Genomic DNA, 20,512 nt, shown 5'->3' with positions numbered 1-20,512 from the left:
GTACGTAGGCCGGGCACGCGCCGCGCGCCCATCGCGCCGGCCCAAACGCGCTACACTGGTTCATATCATAAGAACTGGGGGCAGAGTCATTTCCATGCACGCTTACGCCAAGCCATCACAGCCATCGTCGCGCTACCTGAAGCCCGCGCGCCCGCACCGCACCCGCCCGATCCCGTGGCTGGTGTGGAGCGTGCTCATCGCGGTGGCGTTCGCGCTGTTTGGCGCACTGGCGAGCCTGGGCATTTACCTCTACGCGGCGTCCAGCTCCGAGATCACGATCTCCGATGGCGTGACCGTCGCGGGTGTGCAGATTGGCGGCATGGATATCGAGTCGGCGCGCGGCGCGCTGGCCGGAACGCTGCTCGCGCAGCCGGTCACCGCGCGGGACGGCAGCCGCACCTGGACGCTCACGCAGGCCGAGCTTGGCATCAACATCGATCTCGACGTGACGATGCAGCTGGCCGAAAGCGCCGCGCCGGGTGAGGCCGTGACGCCGTGGTACACCGTCGATCTGGTCCAGGCGCAAACGGGGCTGTTCAACCTCAGCGATCAGGCGAACATCGCCGCTGTGGGCGGCGACTCGCCCCAGGCGGGCCGCGCGCTGGACGTGCCCGTGCTGCTGGACCGTATGCGCCTCGATCTGCGCGGCGAGCTGGGGGACGGCACCCTGGATCTGCCCATGATCGAGGTCGCGCCGCCGGAAGAACCGGAAGAACCGGCCCAGACCTATACCGGCGCGACGACCGTGCACGTGGTGGAAGCCGGGCAGGAATTGGCCCTTATCGCGCTCGACTACGGCGTCACGACGGCAGATATCGTCTCGCTGAACAACATCACGGACCCGGACCTGCTGTACGTCGGCCAGGAACTGATCATCCCGGCGGCGGGCGAGTATGCGCCCTCGGCGGCGCAGGCCCCCGCCCCGCCGGCGACCAACGGCAAGTCGATCGTCGTCTCGACGTCCGAGCAACGTATCTACGCGTACGAGAACGGCCAGTTGGTGCACACGCATCTTGTTTCGACCGGACTGCCCGATACGCCGACGGTGCTGGGCGACTATAAGGTCTACGTGAAGTACGAGGCGACCGACATGAGCGGCCCGGGCTACTACTTGCCCCAGGTGCCGTACACCATGTACTTCTACCAGGGCTACGGTATTCACGGCACGTACTGGCACAACAGCTTTGGTCGCCCGATGAGTCACGGCTGCGTCAACCTGCCGACCCCCGAGGCGAAGTGGTTCTTCGAGTGGGCCGAAGTCGGCACGCCCGTGCGGGTGATTTAGCGCATTTCCGGTCGAGCATCCGGTTGTGAAGGGGTTACGGGGCGGATCCTACGATCCACCCCCGTATGTTTTTATGCAGACATTGGGAGAGATAAAAACGCTCGATCCGCAGGGGCGGGGCTTGTTCCGCCCGGTAGGGGCAATTCATGAATTGCCCTACAAAAGCGACGTAGATCGAGGAGTTGTAGGGGCGTATTGCGATACGCCCCTATGAACAGCGGTACGTCTGAAGTATCTGAGGTAAACACAAAACGACCGGTTCCCCAACCGGTCGTTTTGCGTTTCTTCCGCTTACCCACAGGTCGTCTAATGGGTGTGATCGCCGATCTCGCTTACCTGCCCGGTGACCATGAAGATCACGCGCTCGCAGATATTCGTGATGCGGTCCGCGATACGTTCCAGGTTGTGCGACACCCACAGCAGATGAGTCGCGCGGGCGATGTTGTGCGCGTCTTCCAGCATGAAGGACAGCAGCTCGCGGTAGACCTGATCGTCGAGCGTGTCGACTTCGCTGTCCCGCAGCGCCGTCTGGCGCGCCTGCTCCGCATCCCATTCCAGGTAGGCGTTCAGGCTGGCGCGCATCATCTCCCGGCTGATTTCTGCCATACGCGGCACGTCGATCAGCGGCTTGAGCATCGGCTCTTTCGCCAGCTCGATCGAGATCTTGGCGATGCCCGCCGCATGATCCCCGATGCGCTCCAGCTCCACTACGATGTGAATCGCGGTCACAATCGAGCGCATGTCGCGCGCGGTCGGCTGCTGCATCGCCAGCAGGCGGTAGCACGCTTCTTCGATCTGGTAGCGCATGTGGTTGATCGGTTCGTCGTCCGCGATGACCTGCTGCGCCAGGGCCGCGTCCTGGTCCTTGAGCGACTGCACCGAACGCTCGATGGCGGTATCCACCATATAGCTGAGGCGCAGCACGTTGTCGCGCAGCGTCGCCAGTTCCCGGTCGAGGGTCGTTCGGGCCTGAAGTTGTGGATCGATCATGGCAGTGGCTCCCCTTGAGGCTATCCGAACCGGCCTGTAATGTAGTCTTCGGTGCGCGCGTCGTCGGGCCGGTTGAAGATCTTTTCGGTCAGCCCATACTCGATCAGCTCGCCCGCGCGCGTTTCGTTGGACAGCATGAACGCGGTGTAGTCGGAAACGCGTGCGGCCTGCTGCATGTTGTGCGTCACGATGACGATGGTGTAATTTTCCTTCAGCTCGCGCATCAGTTCCTCGATGCGCAGCGTGGCGATGGGGTCCAGCGCGGAGCACGGCTCGTCCATCAGGATGATTTCCGGCTCGACGGCCAGCGCGCGCGCGATGCACAGACGCTGCTGCTGCCCGCCCGAAAGCGCCAACCCGGACTTCTTCAGCGTGTCTTTCACTTCGTCCCACAGCGCCGCCCGCTTCAAGCTGCGCTCCACGATCTCTTCCAGCGCGGCCTTATCCTTCAGGCCGAGGATGCGCGGCCCGTAGGCTACGTTGTCGAAGATCGACTTGGGGAACGGGTTCGGCTTCTGGAACACCATACCGATGCGGCGGCGCACTTCGACCGCGTCCACGTCCGAGGCGTACAGATTCTGGCCGTGGAACAGCACCTCGCCCTTGATGTTCGCGCCGGGAACCAGCTCGTTCATGCGGTTCAGCGAGCGCAGCAGGGTGCTTTTGCCACATCCCGACGGGCCGATCAGCGCGGTGATCTTGTTGCGCTCGATGCGCATGTTCACGCCGCGCACGGCCAGAAAATCGCCGTAGTAGATGTTGACGTCCTGGATCTCAATGGCGTACTTGCCATTGTTCGTGCTTGAGTTCATGTCAATCTCCGGCTAAAGCGGTTACGCAGCACAACGGCAATCGAGTTCATGGTCAGCAGCAGCACCAGCAGCACGACGATCGCGGCGGCGGCGGCGTTGCGGAACTCGGTTTGCGGCAGAGTTGTCCAGCGGTAGATGATCATCGGCAGCGCGGTGAAGTTCGAGAACGGCCCGGTGGGGTCCTTGGTGATGTACGTCGCCGCGCCCACCAGGATCAGCGGCGCGGTTTCACCGATCGCGCGCGAGATGGCGAGGATCGTGCCGGTCATGATGCCCGGCAGCGAGTAGGGCAGTACGTGGTTCCAGATCGTCTGCCACTTGGTCGCGCCCAGCCCGTAGCTGGCCTGCCGCAGCGAGTTCGGCACGGCGCGGATCGCTTCCTGCGCGTTGATGATGATCAGCGGCAGGATCAGCAGCGCCAGCGTGAAGCCCGCCGAAAAGACGGTGCGCCCGTTGGCGGTGTTGCTTCCGAAAATGTTTCCGCTGGTCAGCGATTCCATGGCGCGCACGAAGATCGCCAGCCCCAACATGCCGTAGATGATCGACGGCACGCCTGCCAGATTGGCGATGTTGGTCTGGATGATACGGTTGATCCAGCTTGCGCTGGCGTATTCTTCCAGGTAAATCGCCGCGCCGACGCCCACCGGGAACGCCACCAGGATCGTGATGGCGATGATCATCAGCGAGCCGTACAGCGCCGGGCGCAGTCCCGTTGCGTCCGCACGGCGCGGATCGAGCGGGCTGCTGATGAACTCCCAGTTCAGCCACGAATGCCATTCGAGCGTCGCGTCGGGCGTTTTGTCGGCCACTTCCGCTTCGATGCCGTCGCGGTCCGCCAGTGATTCCCACAGCGACCAGCTGCCCGTTACCTGCGCCTGGACGATTTCATCCATGATCAGGCTTTCAAGCTGCTCGCGGTCCAGTGCCGTCGCCAGGATGCTGGCGGCCTGCGCTTCGTCGATCTGGTTAAGCGGCGTATCCGCGAGTTCGGCGGGATACTGCCCCTTGCTGAGGACGTCGCTGACCAACTGCGAACTGAGGGCCGACCAGTTGTCCTGGGGCGCTCCCGCGACGTCTTGCAGAATGTACACGCGCAGCCGGGCGACACGCTGATTTTCGGCCAGCACCTGCTGTAGCTCGTTTTCCGAAAGCTCGCTGACCTCTCGCCCCGTCGGTTCGCCGTTGAGCAGCAGCTCGCTCGGCTTGATCGCGTATTCCATCGCCGTCAGGCCGATGGTTTTGTTGGCGATGGTCCACAGCAGCGTCGCCAGCGCGACCAGCGCCACGACGACGGACGCCGTGAACAACCGGCGCGAAATTGTGCCGCCGACGTGACGCGCTTCGATGTTCAGCGCCAGTTCTTCGCCCTCAGGTAGCGGGCCGTGCGAGCCGAACCGATCGGGCAGGGCGTTCCACAGCACGGCCAATCCGATCACCGCGCCCGCGATGCTGCCCAGCGCACCGACGGTTCCGTTCCCTACCACGGCCAGCAGCAGCACGGCGACCAACATGCCGCCGCCTACCCCCGCCAACAGTCCGGCCAGCGCGCCAAGCCTGGGAGAATAGCCTTTGCGCGCGAACACCGGCGGCGTCCGCAGACTGCCGTTCACACCGATCAACAGGCTGAGAAACAACGCCGCAACTAATGCAACACGATCCATACCGTGTCTTCCTTATAACCTAGTGGAAGTTACTCGTAAACTTCGCGGAACCGGGCCACCACGGCGCGGCTCAGAATATTCAAACCCAGGGTCATCAGGAACAGGAACAGGCCCACGATGAAGATGCTGTTGTAGTCCAGCGTGTCGTAGCCCAGGTCCCCGCCGCTGATGCTGGCGATGTAGCCCGTCATCGTCCAGGCCGATTCGAACGGGTTCAGCGACAGATTCGGGCGCGCGCCCGCCGCGATCGCCATGATCATCGTCTCGCCGATGGCGCGCGAAATGGCGATGATGAACGCCGCGATGATGCCGGAGATGCCCGCCGGGACCACCACGCGGATGGTCGTTTCCAGCTTGGTCGATCCCAGGCCGAACGATGCTTCGCGCAGGGCGCGCGGCACGGAGCTGAGCGCGTCTTCGCTCATCGACGCCACCAGCGGCAGGATCATGATGCCCATCACCAGCCCGGCGGACATAATATTGAACGTCTCGACGGTTCCGCCGCCGAAGATGCCCTTGAGCACGGGCGTCATGAACTGGAGCGCGAAGAAGCCGTACACCACGGTCGGGACCCCGGCCAGGACTTCGAGAATGGGCTTCAACGTGTTGCGCACGCGGGCGGAGGCGTATTCGCTGAGGTAAATGGCGGAGCCAAGCCCCATCGGCAGCGCGACCAGCATGGCGATCCCCGAGCTGAGCAGCGTGGCGGTCACCAGCGGCGCGATGCCCACCTGATAGCGGTGCGGCTGCCACTGCGTTGTGTTGAAGAAGTCGATGATGTCGATGGTGTGCACGCCGCTTTGATCGACGTACTCGCTCCTCAGCAGCAGCATCGATTCCCGGCCCAGCACCACCACGATGGCGATGGTGGTGAAGATGGTGATGAACCCGCACAGGAACAGGAAGCCCTGGATCAGGCTTTCGCTTAACCGTGGGCGCTTGCCCAGCCCCATGAGCCGGTCTTCGCGTGCGACGCTGACGCCGACTTTCTCCCGAATGACCGCTGCCTGGTTATCCATTCATACTCCTTGCCGGTAACCCTGACTCTCTAACTGAGACGGAGAGGTATGCAACAAGCACGTTTTCGTATCTTCCGGTCAAAAACAGCGCCTGGCCCAGACAAGGCGATAGGGACGAGAGTGCATCCCGTCCCGTGTCGCCCGTGAAATCTGGGTCAGGCAAAAGCCTTGTTATTGCGCCGTCGCGTCCAGGAAGGCCTGCTTGCTGGCGTTCAGCGTTTCGGTGCTCACCGGGAAGTAACCGACTTCGGTCACCACTTCCGGCGCATTGCTCAGGTAGTAGCTGATGAACGCGGCCACCTGGGGCTTCTCGGCCAGGATTTCGGAAGCCGAGTAGATGAACAGCGGGCGGCTGAGCATGTATTCGCCGCTTTCGGCGGTCTCGGCGTCCGGCGTGATGTAGGCGATTTCTTCAGCTTCCCACTGGTCGGCGGGGATGGCGGTCACGTTGCCGTCGTCGTCCCAGCTCACGTCGTCCGCGATGGAGACGGCCTTGAGCGTGTCGGCGTTCTCAACGTAGTACGCGAAGCCGAAGTAGCCGATGGCGTAGGGGCTGCCCTGAATACCTTCGACCAGGGTGTTGTCGTTCTCGCTGGTGGTGGGGTTGGGCGCAAGCAGCGCGTCGGTGCGGGCGGCGCCGTCGGCGTACGCGCCCTTGGTGCCGAGCACGGCCTCACCGAAGAAGTCGAACGTACCGCTGTCGGTGCCGGGCGTGAAGAGCTGGATCGTTTCGGCGGGCCATTCGGGGTTGACCTGGTCCCAGGTCGTCACTGCGCCGGTGAAGATGTCGATGAGCTGGCTGTGGGTCAGTTCGCTGACGGGGCTGTCCTGGCTGACGGCCACGGTCAGAGCGTCGATGCCGATCTGGAAGGCAAGGACCGAACGGCCAATGGCGGTGCAGTTTTCCAGTTCGCTGTCCTTGATCGGACGGCTGGCGTTGCTGATATCCGTCGAGCCTTCACCGCAGAAGCGCTCGAAGCCCGCGCCCGTGCCGGTCTCGGCCACGGCGATGTTGCCGGTGAAACCGTCGTCGTTGAAGCGCGCGGCCATCGCCACGGTGACCGGCTCGACCGTCGAGCTGCCCGCGATCGCGATGTCGCCGGTGACGCTCAGGGGATCGACTGCTTCGAGTTCGATCGGTGCGACTTCGGTGGGTTCCTCGGTGGGTTCGTCGGTCTGTGCGAAAGCGCCCGCCATGGGCAGCGACATGGATGCCACGAGGCCAAAGGCAATCATTTTCTTCCAGAAGGTACGATTGTGCTGCATATGTTCTCCTCCGCGTCTCAGCGGTTGTCGTGGGATGAAACGTTTATCATGCTTATACCGGAGACATCTTAAGCGGGGGAGATAAAGCAACAAGTAATTCGAGGTTAAAGGGTGAGGCCAATCGCTTTAAAGATCCTTAAATCGTAGGCCGCCTGAACCTGCCCGTGCACGGCGGGATTGAGGGGAAACAAAAGAGGCGTACGAGCACTGCTGCCCGTACGCCCCGGCAAAACGTTAAATCGGGGTGGGAATTACGACGCGCGCCAGTACTGGCTGTTGTCCGCCGTGATGACGACCACACCGGTGTCCACGTTGGGCGGCAACGGCGAAATGCCCGCCGCCTGCCAGTCGGACACGGACTTGATCAGGCCGTTGGCGACGGCATACAGGAACATCATGCCCCAGAAGCCCATCTGCCACGTGCCCTGTGCCAGCGTCGCGGTCAGCTCGCCGCTGTCGATCAGGTCGAGCGTGCCTTCGTCGTAGTCGAAGCCGACGATGGAGACATCGCCGCTCATACCCGCCTCGCGCACGGCCTGGCCGACGCCCACCGCGCCCGCCGCGTCCGTGGCGAAGATGCCTTTCACGTCCGGCTCGGCGATCAGCAGCGCGGACATCTTTTCCGCCGCCGTGGTCGAGTTGTTCTGGTCGTCCACGATCAGATCGTCGGAGGTGGTGACATCCGGGAATTCGGCAGCCAGCGTGTCGATGAAGCCCTGGCGGCGCTGGACGTGGTTGAGCTGCGCGGTCACGCTGGAGATGGCGACCTTGCCGGACCCGATCAGCGGGCCGAGATACCGCGCGGCCACGACGCCCGCGTAGTAGTTGCCCGTGCCGACGAACGAGTAGCGGCTGCTCAGCGGCGAGTCGGCGTCGAAGCACACGACCGGGATGCCCGCGCCGATAGCGTTGTTGACCGGCTCGATGAACGCGTCGGGGTTGATGATGGTGGCGAGGATACCGGCGGGGTTCTGGCCCGCGACTTCTTCGAAGACGCGTACTTCGGCGGTGATGTCATTTTCCGGCGTGCCGGTATATTCGACGTTCACGCCCAGAAATTCGGCGGCGTCCTGCATGCCCCGGAAGCAGTCCTTCCAGTAGTCGATGCCGGACACGAACGTCACCATGTAGTAAGTTTGGTCGCTTTGGGCCTTCGCCAGCTTAATCCCGGGGATCGAGGCGCTGGCGGCGGCAATCGCACTGGCTTTTAAGAAATCGCGGCGATTCATGATCTGCTCCTTTTTCTTAAATTATTGAGAGGTCGTGCGGGCCAAACAGTACACTATCCTGGGAGACCCAGGCTGCACCCGAAAAAACAGTTTTCAGTCGTTCGCCATCAGTGTTCAGCAGAAGCGCAAGACAAAACTAGAACTCCCCCTCCCGTTCCCTCAACCAGACAGACAGCGCCGAGCATGGTAGAGAGGCGCACTGCGGCGCGCGCCTACGGAAATTTGCTCCCGGTTATTCCTGCTTCGATTCGGTTTCCGGCCCTTTGCGCGTACGGCTGCGCGAGCGGAGGCGCTGGCTGAGCGTATCCGATCCCACCGCCAGCAGCAGGATTACGCCCATCGCAAGGTTCTGCCAGTAGACCGGGACGCGAAGCTGCACCATACCGTTGTTGATGAACCCGACGAAGACCAGACCGAGCAGTGCGCCAAAGACCGTTCCCTTGCCGCCGTTCAGACTGGCTCCGCCGATGATGCACGCCGCGATAACTTGCAGCTCGTAGCCGCTGCCCGCGCCGGGGTCCGCGACGGTGAAGCGCGACACAGACAGCACACCCGCCAATGCCGCCAGCGTCGCGGAGAGCGTGTATACGCCCAGCTTCACCCGGTCCACGTTGATGCCGGACAGCCGCGCGGCGTCCTCGTTGCCGCCCACGTAATAAATCTGGCGGAACATGGCCGAGCGGCGCATCAGTATATCCCCGATGATCAGCACGACGAGTGCGATCCAGATCAAATTCGAGAGGCCCAGAAATTCGCCCTGCCCGAGCGTGAAGAACTCTTTCGGCAGGCGCGCGATGGGCGATCCTTCCGTGATCGCGTAGCCCGCGCCGCGCGCGATGCTCATCATGCCCAGCGTCGTGATGAACGGGTTGATTTGGGCGCGCGTAATCAACAGGCCGTTGACAAACCCCGCCAGCACGCCCGCCGCGATGCCCATCAACATCGACAGCCCGATCGGCAGCGCTCCGAATAACATATCGTCACGCAGGGCGACGGCGGTTACCACCCCGCCCAGCGCGAACACCGAGCCGACCGACAGGTCGAACCCGCCGGAAACCAGCGCTGCCGTCATGCCGACCGCCATGAACGCCAGCGGCGAGAAGCCCAGCGCGATCGCAGTCAGGTTGCGCTCGGTGAAGAAGTGTCCGGTTTTGAGGTGGAGCACGAAACCGATCAGCACGATCAATAGGATGAGGAAGAATTCGCGCAGCCGCGCGATCTGCCCCAGGAGTGAGAGCAAGACGTTGGATTTTGCGCCGGAGTGTGGTTTGCTGGAAGAGACTGCTGCCATCTTTTAATACTCGCTTGTGAATAAATTAGGACTGTTTATTTACGGGCTTGAATGCCGCGACGGATGTTATACGGCGGGCACGCCAGCAGTCTGGCCGCTGGCATACGCCATGATTTTCTCTTCGGTAGCCTCCCCGCCGGGGATTTCAGCCACGATTGCGCCCTCGTGCATGACCATCACGCGGTCGCTCATGCCCAGGATCTCCGGCAGTTCCGACGAGATCATCATTACTGCCACGCCGGTCTCTGCGAGCTGCCGCAGCAGGTGGTGGATCTCGCTCTTTGCGCCCACGTCCACGCCGCGCGTCGGCTCGTCCACGATGAGCACCTTCGGTTTGATCGCCAGCCACTTGGCGACCAGCACCTTTTGCTGGTTGCCGCCGCTCAGCCGCCGGACTTCCTGGTCCACGCCCGCCGTGGCGATGCTGAGCTGGCGCACGTATTCTTCGGCCAGGACGCGCTCTTTCGCCGAGTTGATAAACCCGTTGGACGTGACCGCTGGGCGGTTGGCCGCCTCGATGTTCATCTTGACCGACATATCCAGGAACAGGCCCGCCGCCTTACGGTCTTCGGGCAGGTAGCCGATCTGGTACTTGATCGCCTCGCTGGGCGATCCGATATTGACCGGCTTGCCTTCGAGCCGCAGCTCGCCCGCCGCGCGCGCGTCCGCGCCGAAGATCGCACGCGCCAGCTCGGTCCGCCCAGAGCCGATCAGCCCCGCGAAGCCGACGATCTCGCCCGCGTACAGCGTGAAGGTACACGGCATGGGCTGGCCCGGGAGTCGCAGATCGCGTATTTCGAGCAGGGGCGCGCGTTCGCCGCTGCTCTTGGCCGGATACATGTGGCCCAGTTCGCGCCCGACCATCATGCGGATGATGTCCTCGGTGCTGACGTCCGCCGTGTCGACCGTGCCGATATACTTGCCGTCGCGCAGGACGGTGATCCGGTCGGTGAGGGCGAAGATCTCGTCCAGCTTGTGGCTGATGTAGAGGATGCCGACGCCCTTCGCGGCGAGCTTGCGCAGCAGGTCGAACAGGATCTCGACCTCGCGCTCGGTCAGAGCGGAAGTCGGCTCGTCGAGGATGAGCACCTTTGTGTCCATCGAGAGTGCTTTGGCAATTTCCACGAGCTGCTGCTTGGCGATTGACAGGTCGCTGACCGGGGTGCGCGGGCTGATATCGAGATTGATGCTGTCCAGAATGGCGGCGGCGCGGCGAAACAGCTCGCCGTACTTCACGAAGCCGAGCGCGTTGGTGGGCAGGCGGCCCGGGTAGATGTTTTCCGCGACGGTCAGCGCGGGAACGAGGCTCAGTTCCTGGTGCACGATGGCGATGCCGTGTGTCAGGGCATCGCGCGGGTTGGAAACGGTGAGCGGCGCGCCCTCAAAAGTGATGGTTCCGGCATCCGGCGTATAGACGCCCGACAGGATCTTCATCAGCGTGCTTTTGCCCGCGCCGTTTTCGCCCACGACGGCGTGAATTTCGCCCGCTTGCAGGTCAAGCTGGACGTTATCGAGCGCGAGCGTGCCTGGGAACTGCTTGGTGATGCTTGAGGCTTGCAGCAAGGAGGTCATAAAGCAATCTCGCCAACCATTCTTAAGCTGCCCTGGCCGCAAAATACGGCAAACCGGGCGGATCAATAATAAACTGCGAGCGGAACGAAAAGGTGTATAGCCTAAAAACGATCTATGTGAGCGTTCACAGTATAGCGTGATCCCGATCCTGCCGTCAAGCTATCAAACCTCCTATCACAGTAGATTTGTAAGCCCGACGGCAGAGACGATCTTAAGGGTCAGGGGGCGGTGCCGCCTGCGTGCGGAGAGTCGATGGGGTAGCGGATCGAAAGGCGTTTGATCATCAGCCCGTCCACGACTTCCACGGTGAACGTGATGCCGTCGAGTCTCACCTCGTCGCCTACTTCGGGCACGCGGTTGAGTTCAGCGAGCACCAGCCCGCCGACGGTTTCGACGTCGTGGCCGTGTTTGTGGATGTCGAGGTGTGGCTCCAGCTCGTACAGGCGGGTGGTCCCCTGGGCGGTGATGTGCCCCGGCTCGACCACGGTGAGATCGGATTCTTCGTTGAGATCGAACTCGTCGCGCACCTCGCCCACGACCTCCTCGATCAGATCTTCGAGTGTGACCAGTCCCGCCGTGCCTTGATATTCGTCGATTACGATCGCCATGTGCACGTGCATGCGCTTGAGTGTGGAGAGCAGCGCCTCCGCGTACAGATTTTCGGGCACGCGCGGCGCGTCGTGCAGCAGCGCGTACAGATCGAACGGCGCGGCATCGAGCTGCTGGCGCACCAGATCCTTCAGGTGCAGGATGCCCAGGATGTGATCCAGGTCGTTTTCGTAGACGGGGAAGCGCGTATGGCCGGAGGCCAGCACGCGCTCGATCAGATCCTGCTCGCTGATGTCCACCGGCACGGCGTCGATGCGCGGGCGCGGGACCATCAGCTCGCTGACACGGCGCTCGGAAAAGTCGAAGATGCGCGTGACGAGCTGTTGTTCCTGTTCTTCGAGCATGCCGCCGACCACGCTTTCGGAGACGATCAGCTCCAGCTCGTCCGGCGTGTGCAGGCGGCTGATCTTGTCCGGCGCGGGCATTCGCAGGAGGTGCAGCACGCCCACGCCGATCGCGTTCAGCGCGGTGACGACCGGCGAAAAGATCGTCTGCACGAAGGTGATCGGGCGCACCAGCAGGAATACGGAGCGCTCCGTGTTTTGCAGCGCCAGCGACTTGGGAATCATCTCGCCCAGCACGACGTGCAGATACGTCACCAATGACAGCCCGACCAGGAAGCCGACCGTGTTGACGATCGAAAGTTCCAGCCCCAGCCAGTGATGCAGCGCGTAGTCGATGTGGTGCGCGATGCTCGGCTCGCCGTACATACCAAGGCCCAGGCTTGCCAGCGTCACGCCCAACTGCGCCGTGGCGATGTAGCGATCCAGCCGCGCGGGATGGTCGATCACGTCGCTGACCAACTGCGCGGTCTGGTTTCCTTCTTCGGCAAGCTGTTCCATGCGCGAGCGGCGCACGCCGATAAACGAAAACTCGGCGGCGACGAAAACCCCGTTGATGAATACGAGCAGCAGAATGATGCTCAGTGGCAGCAGCACACCCATCAGGCTTGTTCCTTGCTGGCTGCGTCCGAGCCATTGTGCGGCAGCGTCAGGCTGATTTTCTGGATCGACTGCTCGCTGACGCTGTCTACGTGCAGCATGATCCCGTCTACGCTGACTTCATCGTCGGGTTTGGGAATGCGCCCCATTTCGTGCAGCACCAGCCCGCCAATGGTGTAGGCGTAGGTGTCGGGCAGGTTGAGGTCGAGATGCTCGTTGAGCATGCTGATCAGGGTATCGCCGCGCACGATATATTTGCCGTCTTCGCCCCTGGCGATCAGCGGATCCTCCACATCGAATTCGTCCTGAACTTCCCCGAACAGCTCTTCGATGAGGTCCTCGCGGGTGACCATGCCGACCGTGCCGCCGTACTCGTCGAAGACCATCGCCAGATAGCTCTGGTCGCGGTTCATGACTTGCCACACGTCGTTGACGGGCATCGTCTCCGGCACGTAAACCAGGGGCCGCATGATCGTCTCGATCGACGCCTCGTGGTTTTCGCGGTAGAGCCGGAACAGATCGCGCAGGTGGACGAACCCTTCGGGGTGATCCATGTCGCCCTGGTAAATCGGGATGCGCGTATAAGCCGATTCCGCCGCCAGCTTCAGCGCCGTATCGACCGGCATATCCGCCGAGGCGGCGACCAGCCGCGTGCGCGGCACGGCGATCTCGCCCGCCGACAGCTCGCTGGTGCGGAACACGTTGTCCAGCAGCCGCCGCTCCTCCGCATCGACCAGCCCGCCCTCTTCACTTTCGCTGATCAAGATCATGATTTCTTCGGGCGAGTGGACGTGGCTGCTGTGACCGGCATTATGCGCGCCCAGCAGCTTCAGCACCAGTGTACCGCTTCCGTTGAGCAGGATGATCAGCGGCTTCAGCAAAACGTCGCCGGACCAGCGCATTGGGATAGTGGTAAACAGCGCGACTTCCTCCGGGTAGCGCAGGGAGATCGCCTTGGGGACCAGCTCGCCAAACACGACCTGGAGCGTGGTCAGCACGGCCAGCACCAGAATCGCCGCGACCCCCGCCGACGCCAGGCCGCTGCTGCCGAGGGGCAGCCATTCCAGCGCCGGTTCGATACGCGGCGCGATCTCGCGTTCGCCGTAGATACCTAACACGATGCTGGACAGGGTGATGCCCACCTGGCTCGCGGCGATGTAGCTGTCCAGCCGGTGCGGATCTTCGATCACCGGCAGCAGCATCTGCGCGAGGCGGTTTCCTTCGTGGGCCAACTGGGTGATGCGCGGTTTGCGCGCGCTGACGGTGGCGAATTCGCCCGCCACGTAGAGCGCGTTGATCGCTAACATCAACGTGACGACGAGCACGATCACGAGCAGAGTTAAAATCATGGTTATCCGTTCGGGAACTGGAAAGCGACCAGCACGTGACCACTCATCGCTTCCGAGCGCCACGACTGAAACAGGAATGATGTGCAGCGACAATAGTATTATGAGAAAAAAGCGCCGCCGCCGCAAAGCCTGATCGGGGATTTAGCATACAACCTGTCAAAATAAACAGACAACCTCTCCGATTGGAGAGGCTGTCTACTTCAACATCACGGCGTTGGAACGATAGGTGTGGTGCGTTTAGGCGGCACCCTTACGCGAGATTACCGCGATCGGGGTCTTGAGGATGATGACCACATCCAGCCACATATTCTGATTCTTGACGTACCACAGGTCGAGCTTGATCGCTTCGTCGAAATCCGTCGAGCTGCGGCCTTCAATCTGCCACCACCCGGTCAGGCCCGGTTTGGTGTTCAGGCGCTCACGGTGCCACGGCTTGTACATATCGACTTCGTACTGGATCGCCGGGCGGGGTCCCACGAGGCTGATATCGCCCTTGAGCACGTTCCACAACTGCGGCAGTTCGTCCAGGCTGGTCTTGCGCAGGATGCGACCGGCACGGGTGACGCGCGGGTCCTTGGTCAGCTTGCGCTCGGCAGTCTTTTCGCCCTTCAGTTCGTCCATCGCGGCTTCGTCGTTGTTGACGAACGCCTGGAAGAACGCCTGATGCAGCTTGGAATCCGCGTTCTGGTACATGGACCGGAACTTATAGCACGTAAACGTGGTGGTTTCCCAGGTTTCTTCGCCGTTGGGACCCTTCTTGCGCCGTGCGCCCACGCGCTCCTGCTTGAACAGGGCGGGGCCATTGGAGTCGAGAATGACCCAGAGCGACAGAGCGGCCAGCAGCGGGGCAACCATCAGGAGCACCATGGCGGCGCCGACGAAATCGAGCACGCGCTTCGCTGCGAAGTAGACCGTGCGACGCTGGTAGTCTGAAAGCGTCAAGAAGTCGAATGAGTGAGTCTTGTCTGCTGCGTCGATGAACCAGCCGTGTTGATGTTGAGTTTGCATTGTCTTCCCTCATAGTCGTAGGGGGGCCTACGGTTTAAGTGTGAAGCGCGAGCGCTTTATCCTCACGCTACATGCACTATGGTAAGGGGTCAACCTTTCATGGGCACAACACGATCGTGTTTTCACCTATCAATTAGTCGAGGAAATACGTTTTTTTACGAAATTTATACAGTCCCCTATTTCATAGCCGTTTGAAGGCGTTTTAATGTGAAAATGGTAAATCGCTGAGGGAAGAAACGAGCGGCAGACGTTGATTTTTGCGAGCTTTAGAGGCATGCCGGGCTGAAGATGGACCCTGGAAGCACTTGATAGCTCGTGTTTGGTAACCTTACACAGGCTGTTAGTTTGGGCTTTTTTAGGCCCCCTTACTTTACAGCAAGGGCAAAACGCGCCAATTTTGAAGATCGGCGTTGAGATTACTATATATAAAGGAATCGGGCCGGGGACTGCCGTACAAACCTGCATTGGGCGGCGCGGCAGCACCGTCCGGCAGATGTGCCGTTCCACCATACAAACAAAATCCCCTTCTCTATAAGAGAAGGGGATGAGTTATCACTGGATGGGCGGGATACGGTATCAGGCAGGCTGCGTCTTGTTCGAGGCCGGGTCGGACTGGCTGATCTGGTCCAGGCTGGGGAAGTAGTACCCCACGCCGCGCTCGGTCAGGATGTATTCCGGCTCGCTGGGATCCTTTTCGATCTTGGAGCGCAGGCGGCTGATGTTGACCCACAGGTACTGCGTCTCTTCCTTGAACAGCGGTCCCCAGACCTTTGCCACCAACTGATCGTGAGTCAGGATGCGTCCGGCGTTGGTTGCCAACTGGTACAGCAGCTTGTACTCGATCGGCGTCAGGTTGATCGGCTTGCCGCGCACCGTAACGAGGCGCTGCTCGAAATCGATCACCAGATCGCCCGCGCGGAACAGCGGATCGCTGTGCGACTTGTCGGTCAGGTAGGACCGGCGCAGGTTGGCCTGAACGCGCGCCAGCAGTTCCTTGTTGCGGAACGGCTTGGTCAGGTAGTCGTCCGCGCCGACGCCCAGCCCGCGCACGATGTCTTCTTCTTTGGCGCTGCCGGTGATCATAATGATCGGCACGGCAGTAAACTCGCGGAGCTGCGCGCAGACGTCGAAGCCGTTCGCGTCGGGTAGGTGAATGTCCAGCAGAACCACGTCGGGCACTTCGAGCGCGGCCAGATCGAGCGCGTCGCTGCCTTCGGACGCGGTGATCACCTTATAGCCCATGATCTCCAACTGCATCTTGAGGAAGCGCAGCATACGCGCGTCGTCTTCGACCACCAGCACTTTGGCGGTGCCCTGGTTGATCGGGCGCGGCGTCGCGCGGACATCGGCGCTGGCCTGGACCTGCGTGCTGATGGCGGCCTGCTCGGTGGTAGTTGTCTGTGTTTCGGTGGCCGACATGCCGCTTGTTTCTACCGGCAGCACGATTTGCACGATGGTCCCTTCGCCCGGTTTCGTCTCCGCCCAGATCTGCCCGCCGTGCGCGTGCAGCAGCCCGCGCGCCACGTACAGTTCTAGCGCCAGGTCGCGCATGGGGGTGGCGTTGCCGGTGCTCACCTGATGCAGGCTGTCGAACTCCTCGCCCAGATAATCTCCCGGATTCGACATGCCGCGATCCGCGATGCTGAGCTTGATCTCGGTATCGAGCATCTGGACCGCGATCCGCACCTCTTTTTCGCGCGGGGAGAATTTCACCGCGTTGTCGAGCAGGCTGTAGATCACACGCTCGATGCGCAGCGAGTCCACCTTGACCGGCGGCAGGTTGTCGGGGATATCGATCGTAAAGGTCGCCTTCTCGTTTTGTGAGGCTACTTTTTTGGCGACCAGCTCGACCATGCGCTTGATATCGGCGGGACGGCGCTCAAGCTCGATCTCGCCCAGCTCCAGCTTGGAAATCTCGCGCACGTTTTCGAGCAGGCGGATCGACTGTTTCAGGTTTTCGTTGATGTTATCCAGAAATTCGCGCCGCTCGACCTCGCCCCAATAGTAATGACCGCTGAGCAAAGTAGCGACGTAGCCTTTAATCATGACCATCGACTGGCGCAGCTCGCTGGCGAGCAGGAAGATGTCTTTGGTGCGCTGGCCGATTTTGTTCCATTCAGGGGATGCGTCCCAGATGATGCCGCCCCAGCCGCTCGTTTCGCTCGCGCCGTTGTTACCATGCGGCGACTTAAGCGGGAACAGCCGGACTTGCAGGTGCGCGGAATGAGGGTAGCGCACTGAGATATGCGTGGTGGGCTGGTCGTGCACTTTCTCAACCGCCGACAGCAGATCGTCAATGGTTTGTTGGCCGTTGTTGCTTAAGGAGGCGATTTGGCGGAACAGGAACTCATACGAACTGCCGATGACATCGGCGGCGCGCACGCCAATTAGCTCTTCAGCGCGAGGATTCAGATAAGTCAGCTTGCCGTCTTTATCGGCAAAAAATAGCGCCTCGCTGATGCTTGCCAGGATGGCTTCGCCCCCACCGCCGTGACCGTTATTCATTTGTTCAAAGAACTGGGCTGTCGCAGTGGCTTCCATTTGCGCCGTACTCCCGACGAATAATCTGTAAGGACGTGAAAACGAACGTCCAACCTGTCAGTCGATATCTCGCTTTGCGTCTGACCTTACAGAGCGTTGCGGGTGGTGGGCCATGTTGAGGCGTGATATCACCATTTCCGCGTTAGTATCCCTATTATAAAACGTCATGCCGTGTAATTTCCTGAATTATTTCCTAAAAACTCTGTAAAGTAATGGGCTTAAAAACATTACATGCGTAGTAGATGAGTGACTCTATTGCAAGGAATGGTTGGTCTGGTAGACGGGTGGAAAAAACAGGGACATTTCTACGAACGGCCTCCGCCGTGGTATTAACAATACCGTCAATTGAGAGGTAACCTTACAGGGGATAACTCCGGCGTCAGCGTCGATGGCGTGCAACGAACGATGCAATAAACCACAAAGGGCCGGGTAAATCGAACGGATCGGAATGTCGCGGTTGCTCACACCGTGGTTGGAAGGCTCCCCGTCTCCAACCTGACAATACATATCATAACACAGATACTCGTTAAAACATGTTAAAAAATTACTGGTTGCTAGTGATGACATGTTACGCTGATAACCACGTGCCCGTTCAGCCGCCTGGATCCCGTTCCGGACGGGGGAAAACAGGCCATCCGGCTCCGGCGTAGATGACCGGAGCGGCAGCGCCGCGCGCGTTCCGGCAGGCTCGTTTCCGGCGAATTTCTGAAAGGGCATTGATAGGAACTGCGAAGTCTTTATAGTGGACCCGTAAGGTTGCGCCCTTATACTATGCTTGGATTTCCAGGGTCTACCGGCTTCGCGCCGCAGTATGTGGGGATTCATCCGGGCAGCTCCTTCGGGGTGGGTTGCACGCTGCACACCAAAACGACTTTAGCACGCAGCCACAGCAGCCAACTTGACTTCTCCCCACCGCCCTGGCGACGCAGCTGCGGACGCCGTGTTTATCGGGCGGCGTTTACAGGCTGTGACCGGGCAGCCCGCCGGAAATCGCGCTCGACTCATCATTCGACCTTGCCTTGGGAGTAACCTGACGATGACGATTGAAGCTCAAATCCGCGACTATCTCGCTCATTCCGTGCTGTTCACCGACGGGGCCTACGACTATGAGGACGATGCGTCCTTTTTGGAAGAAGGCATTGTGGATTCGGTGGCGGTGATGGAACTGGCCCTCTTCGTCGAAGAGACGTTTGGCATCAACATTGAGGACGCGGACATCACGCCGGACAACTTCGACTCGGTTACCAAGCTGGCGAATTACATCCGCCGCAAGCAGGCCGTGTTGAACTAAGCCTCTTGCGCGGCGGCGCGTCTCGCGTTCGACGGACGCCGGACGCGCCAGAGCTAGAGGAGCAGCCACTATGAACCTCGCAGATTACTTGCTGGAACACGTCACGCCGGGCAAGACGGCGCTGATCACCGAAACGGCCTCTTATACGTATGAGGACGTGATCCGGGCAGCGGACGGCATGACGCGCCTGCTGCGCGACCTGGGTATACAAAAGGGCGAGCGTGTGGGCATCTTTGCCGACAACTCGCTGTTTTGGGTCGCCAGTTACCTGGGCATCATCAAGGCAGGTGGGGTTGTGCTGCCGTTTTATCCCACGCTGGAAGCGGCGCAGTTCACCGCGCTGGTGGAACTGACGGGGCCGAAAGCGTTCTGCATGCAGGACAAGTACCTGCGCAAGTATGCCGATCAGATCCCGGCGGACGCCTCGATCGTCGTGGAGTCCGACAAAGTCGCCGCGCGCTACGCGGAGCGTTTCAGCGTTTCCGTGCACGCCCCCGGCGATCCGGTTCCGTCCACTTCCGTGGACGAGCGGGCCGACCTTGCCGCGCTGATGTTCACGTCCGGCTCGACGGGCACGCCGCGCGCCGTGATGGTGTCTCACCGCAACATCATGGCGAATACGGACTCGATCGTCGAGTACCTGGCGCTGGACGAAAACGAGCGCGTCATGGTCGTGCTGCCGTTTTACTACTGCTTCGGCACGTCGCTGCTGCACACGCACCTGCGCGCCAACGGATCGCTGGTGGTCAACAACCGCTTCGCGTTCCCGCAGGTCGTGCTCGATCAGATGGAAGCGACCGAGTGCACCGGCATCGCGGGTGTGCCCAGCACGTACCAGATCCTGCTGCGCGGATCGTCCTTCCCCAACCGCCAGTTCCCCAAGCTGAAGAAGATGCAGCAGGCGGGCGGCAAACTGCCGAACCCGTTCATCGAGGAGCTGCGCGCGGCCCATCCGCAGGTGGACTACTACCTAATGTACGGGCAGACCGAAGCGACCGCGCGCCTGTCGTACCTGCCGCCAGAGCTGCAAGACGCAAAACTCGGCTCAATCGGCAGGGGCATCCCCGGTGTGACGCTGCGCGTGCTGGACGAAAACGGAAATCCCGTGCCGTCCGGCGTGACGGGTGAGATCGTGGCGACGGGCGACAACATCACGCTCGGCTACTGGCAGAACCCGGAAGCCACCGCCAAGACGTTCCGCGACGGCGCGCTGTGGACCGGCGATCTGGCCCGCATGGACGACGAAGGCTACATCTTCGTCGTGGACCGCGCCAAGGACTTCCTGAAGCCCTCCGGCCACCGCGTCAGCAGCAAGCAGATCGAGGATCACCTCGTGGAGATCCCCGATGTGGTCGAGGCGGCGGTCGTCGGCATGCCCGATGACATTCTGGGCGAGGCGGTCAAGGCGTTCATCGTGCTGCGCCGCAGCGCCGAGATCACGGTCGATGATGTCCTGGCCCACTGCAAGCGGGTCATGGCACCTTATATGATCCCCAAAGAAATCGTCGTGCTGCACGCCCTGCCGAAGAACTCCTCCGGCAAGGTCGATAAAGCGTCGCTCAAGAACCCTGAGTTTGTGGCAACCTTGCGCCCGGTTGTGGTCGGGACGCAGGACTAGCCGACCGCCTTCACGCAATTCGTCCGAACA

At 61.3% G+C, this 20,512-nt stretch carries 15 protein-coding genes; 3 read left to right on the top strand and 12 right to left on the bottom strand.

Annotated elements, in window-relative coordinates; all coding sequences use genetic code 11:
- Positions 1-94: 94 nt before the first annotated feature.
- Complete coding sequence (locus V7116_RS03710; RefSeq protein ID WP_324390539.1) at positions 95-1,285, top strand: L,D-transpeptidase family protein; 1,191 nt, start codon at positions 95-97, stop codon at positions 1,283-1,285.
- Between the two features lie 306 nt (positions 1,286-1,591).
- On the opposite strand, the gene phoU is transcribed toward V7116_RS03710, so the two are convergent.
- From phoU to V7116_RS03650, 12 genes are all read right to left on the bottom strand, one after another.
- Positions 1,592-2,275: a phosphate signaling complex protein PhoU gene (phoU, locus tag V7116_RS03705; RefSeq protein WP_324390538.1), complete on the bottom strand. Its 684-nt coding sequence runs from the start codon at positions 2,273-2,275 to the stop codon at positions 1,592-1,594.
- 20 nt (positions 2,276-2,295) lie between these two features.
- A complete protein-coding gene (gene pstB, locus V7116_RS03700; protein WP_324390537.1) occupies positions 2,296-3,087 on the bottom strand; it encodes a phosphate ABC transporter ATP-binding protein PstB in 792 nt (263 codons plus the stop codon).
- A complete protein-coding gene (gene pstA / locus V7116_RS03695) occupies positions 3,084-4,748 on the bottom strand; it encodes a phosphate ABC transporter permease PstA (RefSeq protein ID WP_324390536.1) in 1,665 nt (554 codons plus the stop codon). The genes pstB and pstA overlap by 4 nt, the downstream gene beginning before the upstream one ends.
- A gap of 29 nt (positions 4,749-4,777) precedes the next feature.
- A complete protein-coding gene (gene pstC / locus V7116_RS03690) occupies positions 4,778-5,767 on the bottom strand; it encodes a phosphate ABC transporter permease subunit PstC (RefSeq protein WP_324390535.1) in 990 nt (329 codons plus the stop codon).
- A 171-nt stretch (positions 5,768-5,938) separates the two neighbouring features.
- The gene (locus V7116_RS03685) at positions 5,939-7,033 is read right to left on the bottom strand and encodes a PstS family phosphate ABC transporter substrate-binding protein (protein WP_324390534.1); all 1,095 of its coding nucleotides are present in this window, start codon (positions 7,031-7,033) and stop codon (positions 5,939-5,941) included.
- 251 nt (positions 7,034-7,284) lie between these two features.
- Complete coding sequence (locus V7116_RS03680; RefSeq protein WP_324390533.1) at positions 7,285-8,262, bottom strand: substrate-binding domain-containing protein; 978 nt, start codon at positions 8,260-8,262, stop codon at positions 7,285-7,287.
- 232 nt (positions 8,263-8,494) lie between these two features.
- Positions 8,495-9,553, bottom strand: coding sequence for an ABC transporter permease (locus V7116_RS03675; RefSeq protein ID WP_324390532.1), 1,059 nt, complete (start codon positions 9,551-9,553; stop codon positions 8,495-8,497).
- Positions 9,554-9,619: 66 nt separating this feature from the next.
- On the bottom strand, positions 9,620-11,125 hold the full coding sequence (locus tag V7116_RS03670) for a sugar ABC transporter ATP-binding protein (RefSeq protein ID WP_324390531.1): 1,506 nt from the start codon (positions 11,123-11,125) through the stop codon (positions 9,620-9,622).
- Between the two features lie 218 nt (positions 11,126-11,343).
- A complete protein-coding gene (locus V7116_RS03665) occupies positions 11,344-12,678 on the bottom strand; it encodes a hemolysin family protein (RefSeq protein WP_324390530.1) in 1,335 nt (444 codons plus the stop codon).
- Positions 12,678-14,024, bottom strand: coding sequence for a hemolysin family protein (locus tag V7116_RS03660; RefSeq protein ID WP_324390529.1), 1,347 nt, complete (start codon positions 14,022-14,024; stop codon positions 12,678-12,680). Before V7116_RS03660 ends, V7116_RS03665 begins: the two co-directional genes overlap by 1 nt.
- Positions 14,025-14,261: 237 nt before the next feature.
- Complete coding sequence (locus V7116_RS03655) at positions 14,262-15,032, bottom strand: sugar transferase (protein WP_324390528.1); 771 nt, start codon at positions 15,030-15,032, stop codon at positions 14,262-14,264.
- Between the two features lie 576 nt (positions 15,033-15,608).
- Positions 15,609-17,573 (bottom strand): response regulator, encoded by a 1,965-nt coding sequence (locus tag V7116_RS03650; protein ID WP_324390527.1) that lies wholly within the window; start codon positions 17,571-17,573, stop codon positions 15,609-15,611.
- Positions 17,574-18,609: 1,036 nt separating this feature from the next.
- On the opposite strand from V7116_RS03650, the gene V7116_RS03645 reads away from it, so the two are divergent.
- Together V7116_RS03645 and V7116_RS03640 are read left to right on the top strand one after the other, a co-directional pair.
- A complete protein-coding gene (locus V7116_RS03645; protein ID WP_324390526.1) occupies positions 18,610-18,864 on the top strand; it encodes an acyl carrier protein in 255 nt (84 codons plus the stop codon).
- A gap of 70 nt (positions 18,865-18,934) precedes the next feature.
- On the top strand, positions 18,935-20,482 hold the full coding sequence (locus V7116_RS03640; RefSeq protein WP_324390525.1) for a class I adenylate-forming enzyme family protein: 1,548 nt from the start codon (positions 18,935-18,937) through the stop codon (positions 20,480-20,482).
- The last annotated feature ends 30 nt before the right edge of the window (positions 20,483-20,512 follow it).

It is taken from the genome of Aggregatilinea sp. (assembly GCF_036822615.1).
In the GTDB taxonomy this organism is placed as follows: Bacteria; Chloroflexota; Anaerolineae; order Aggregatilineales; family Aggregatilineaceae; genus Aggregatilinea.
The sequence above is the reverse complement of the archived record's forward strand: the minus strand, read 5'-3'. Positions and strand labels throughout refer to the sequence as shown.

What these genes read in the sequence shown, in the direction of transcription:
- V7116_RS03650 (WP_324390527.1), bottom strand. Translation starts at nt 17,573, where the DNA reads ATGGAAGCCACTGCGACAGCCCAGTTCTTTGAACAAATGAATAACGGT.
- V7116_RS03680 (WP_324390533.1), bottom strand. Translation starts at nt 8,262, where the DNA reads ATGAATCGCCGCGATTTCTTAAAAGCCAGTGCGATTGCCGCCGCCAGC.
- V7116_RS03665 (WP_324390530.1), bottom strand. Translation starts at nt 12,678, where the DNA reads ATGGGTGTGCTGCTGCCACTGAGCATCATTCTGCTGCTCGTATTCATC.
- pstB (WP_324390537.1), bottom strand. Translation starts at nt 3,087, where the DNA reads ATGAACTCAAGCACGAACAATGGCAAGTACGCCATTGAGATCCAGGAC.
- V7116_RS03640 (WP_324390525.1), top strand. Translation starts at nt 18,935, where the DNA reads ATGAACCTCGCAGATTACTTGCTGGAACACGTCACGCCGGGCAAGACG.
- V7116_RS03710 (WP_324390539.1), top strand. Translation starts at nt 95, where the DNA reads ATGCACGCTTACGCCAAGCCATCACAGCCATCGTCGCGCTACCTGAAG.
- V7116_RS03670 (WP_324390531.1), bottom strand. Translation starts at nt 11,125, where the DNA reads ATGACCTCCTTGCTGCAAGCCTCAAGCATCACCAAGCAGTTCCCAGGC.
- V7116_RS03660 (WP_324390529.1), bottom strand. Translation starts at nt 14,024, where the DNA reads ATGATTTTAACTCTGCTCGTGATCGTGCTCGTCGTCACGTTGATGTTA.
- phoU (WP_324390538.1), bottom strand. Translation starts at nt 2,275, where the DNA reads ATGATCGATCCACAACTTCAGGCCCGAACGACCCTCGACCGGGAACTG.
- pstC (WP_324390535.1), bottom strand. Translation starts at nt 5,767, where the DNA reads ATGGATAACCAGGCAGCGGTCATTCGGGAGAAAGTCGGCGTCAGCGTC.
- V7116_RS03685 (WP_324390534.1), bottom strand. Translation starts at nt 7,033, where the DNA reads ATGCAGCACAATCGTACCTTCTGGAAGAAAATGATTGCCTTTGGCCTC.
- V7116_RS03645 (WP_324390526.1), top strand. Translation starts at nt 18,610, where the DNA reads ATGACGATTGAAGCTCAAATCCGCGACTATCTCGCTCATTCCGTGCTG.
- V7116_RS03655 (WP_324390528.1), bottom strand. Translation starts at nt 15,032, where the DNA reads ATGCAAACTCAACATCAACACGGCTGGTTCATCGACGCAGCAGACAAG.
- V7116_RS03675 (WP_324390532.1), bottom strand. Translation starts at nt 9,553, where the DNA reads ATGGCAGCAGTCTCTTCCAGCAAACCACACTCCGGCGCAAAATCCAAC.
- pstA (WP_324390536.1), bottom strand. Translation starts at nt 4,748, where the DNA reads ATGGATCGTGTTGCATTAGTTGCGGCGTTGTTTCTCAGCCTGTTGATC.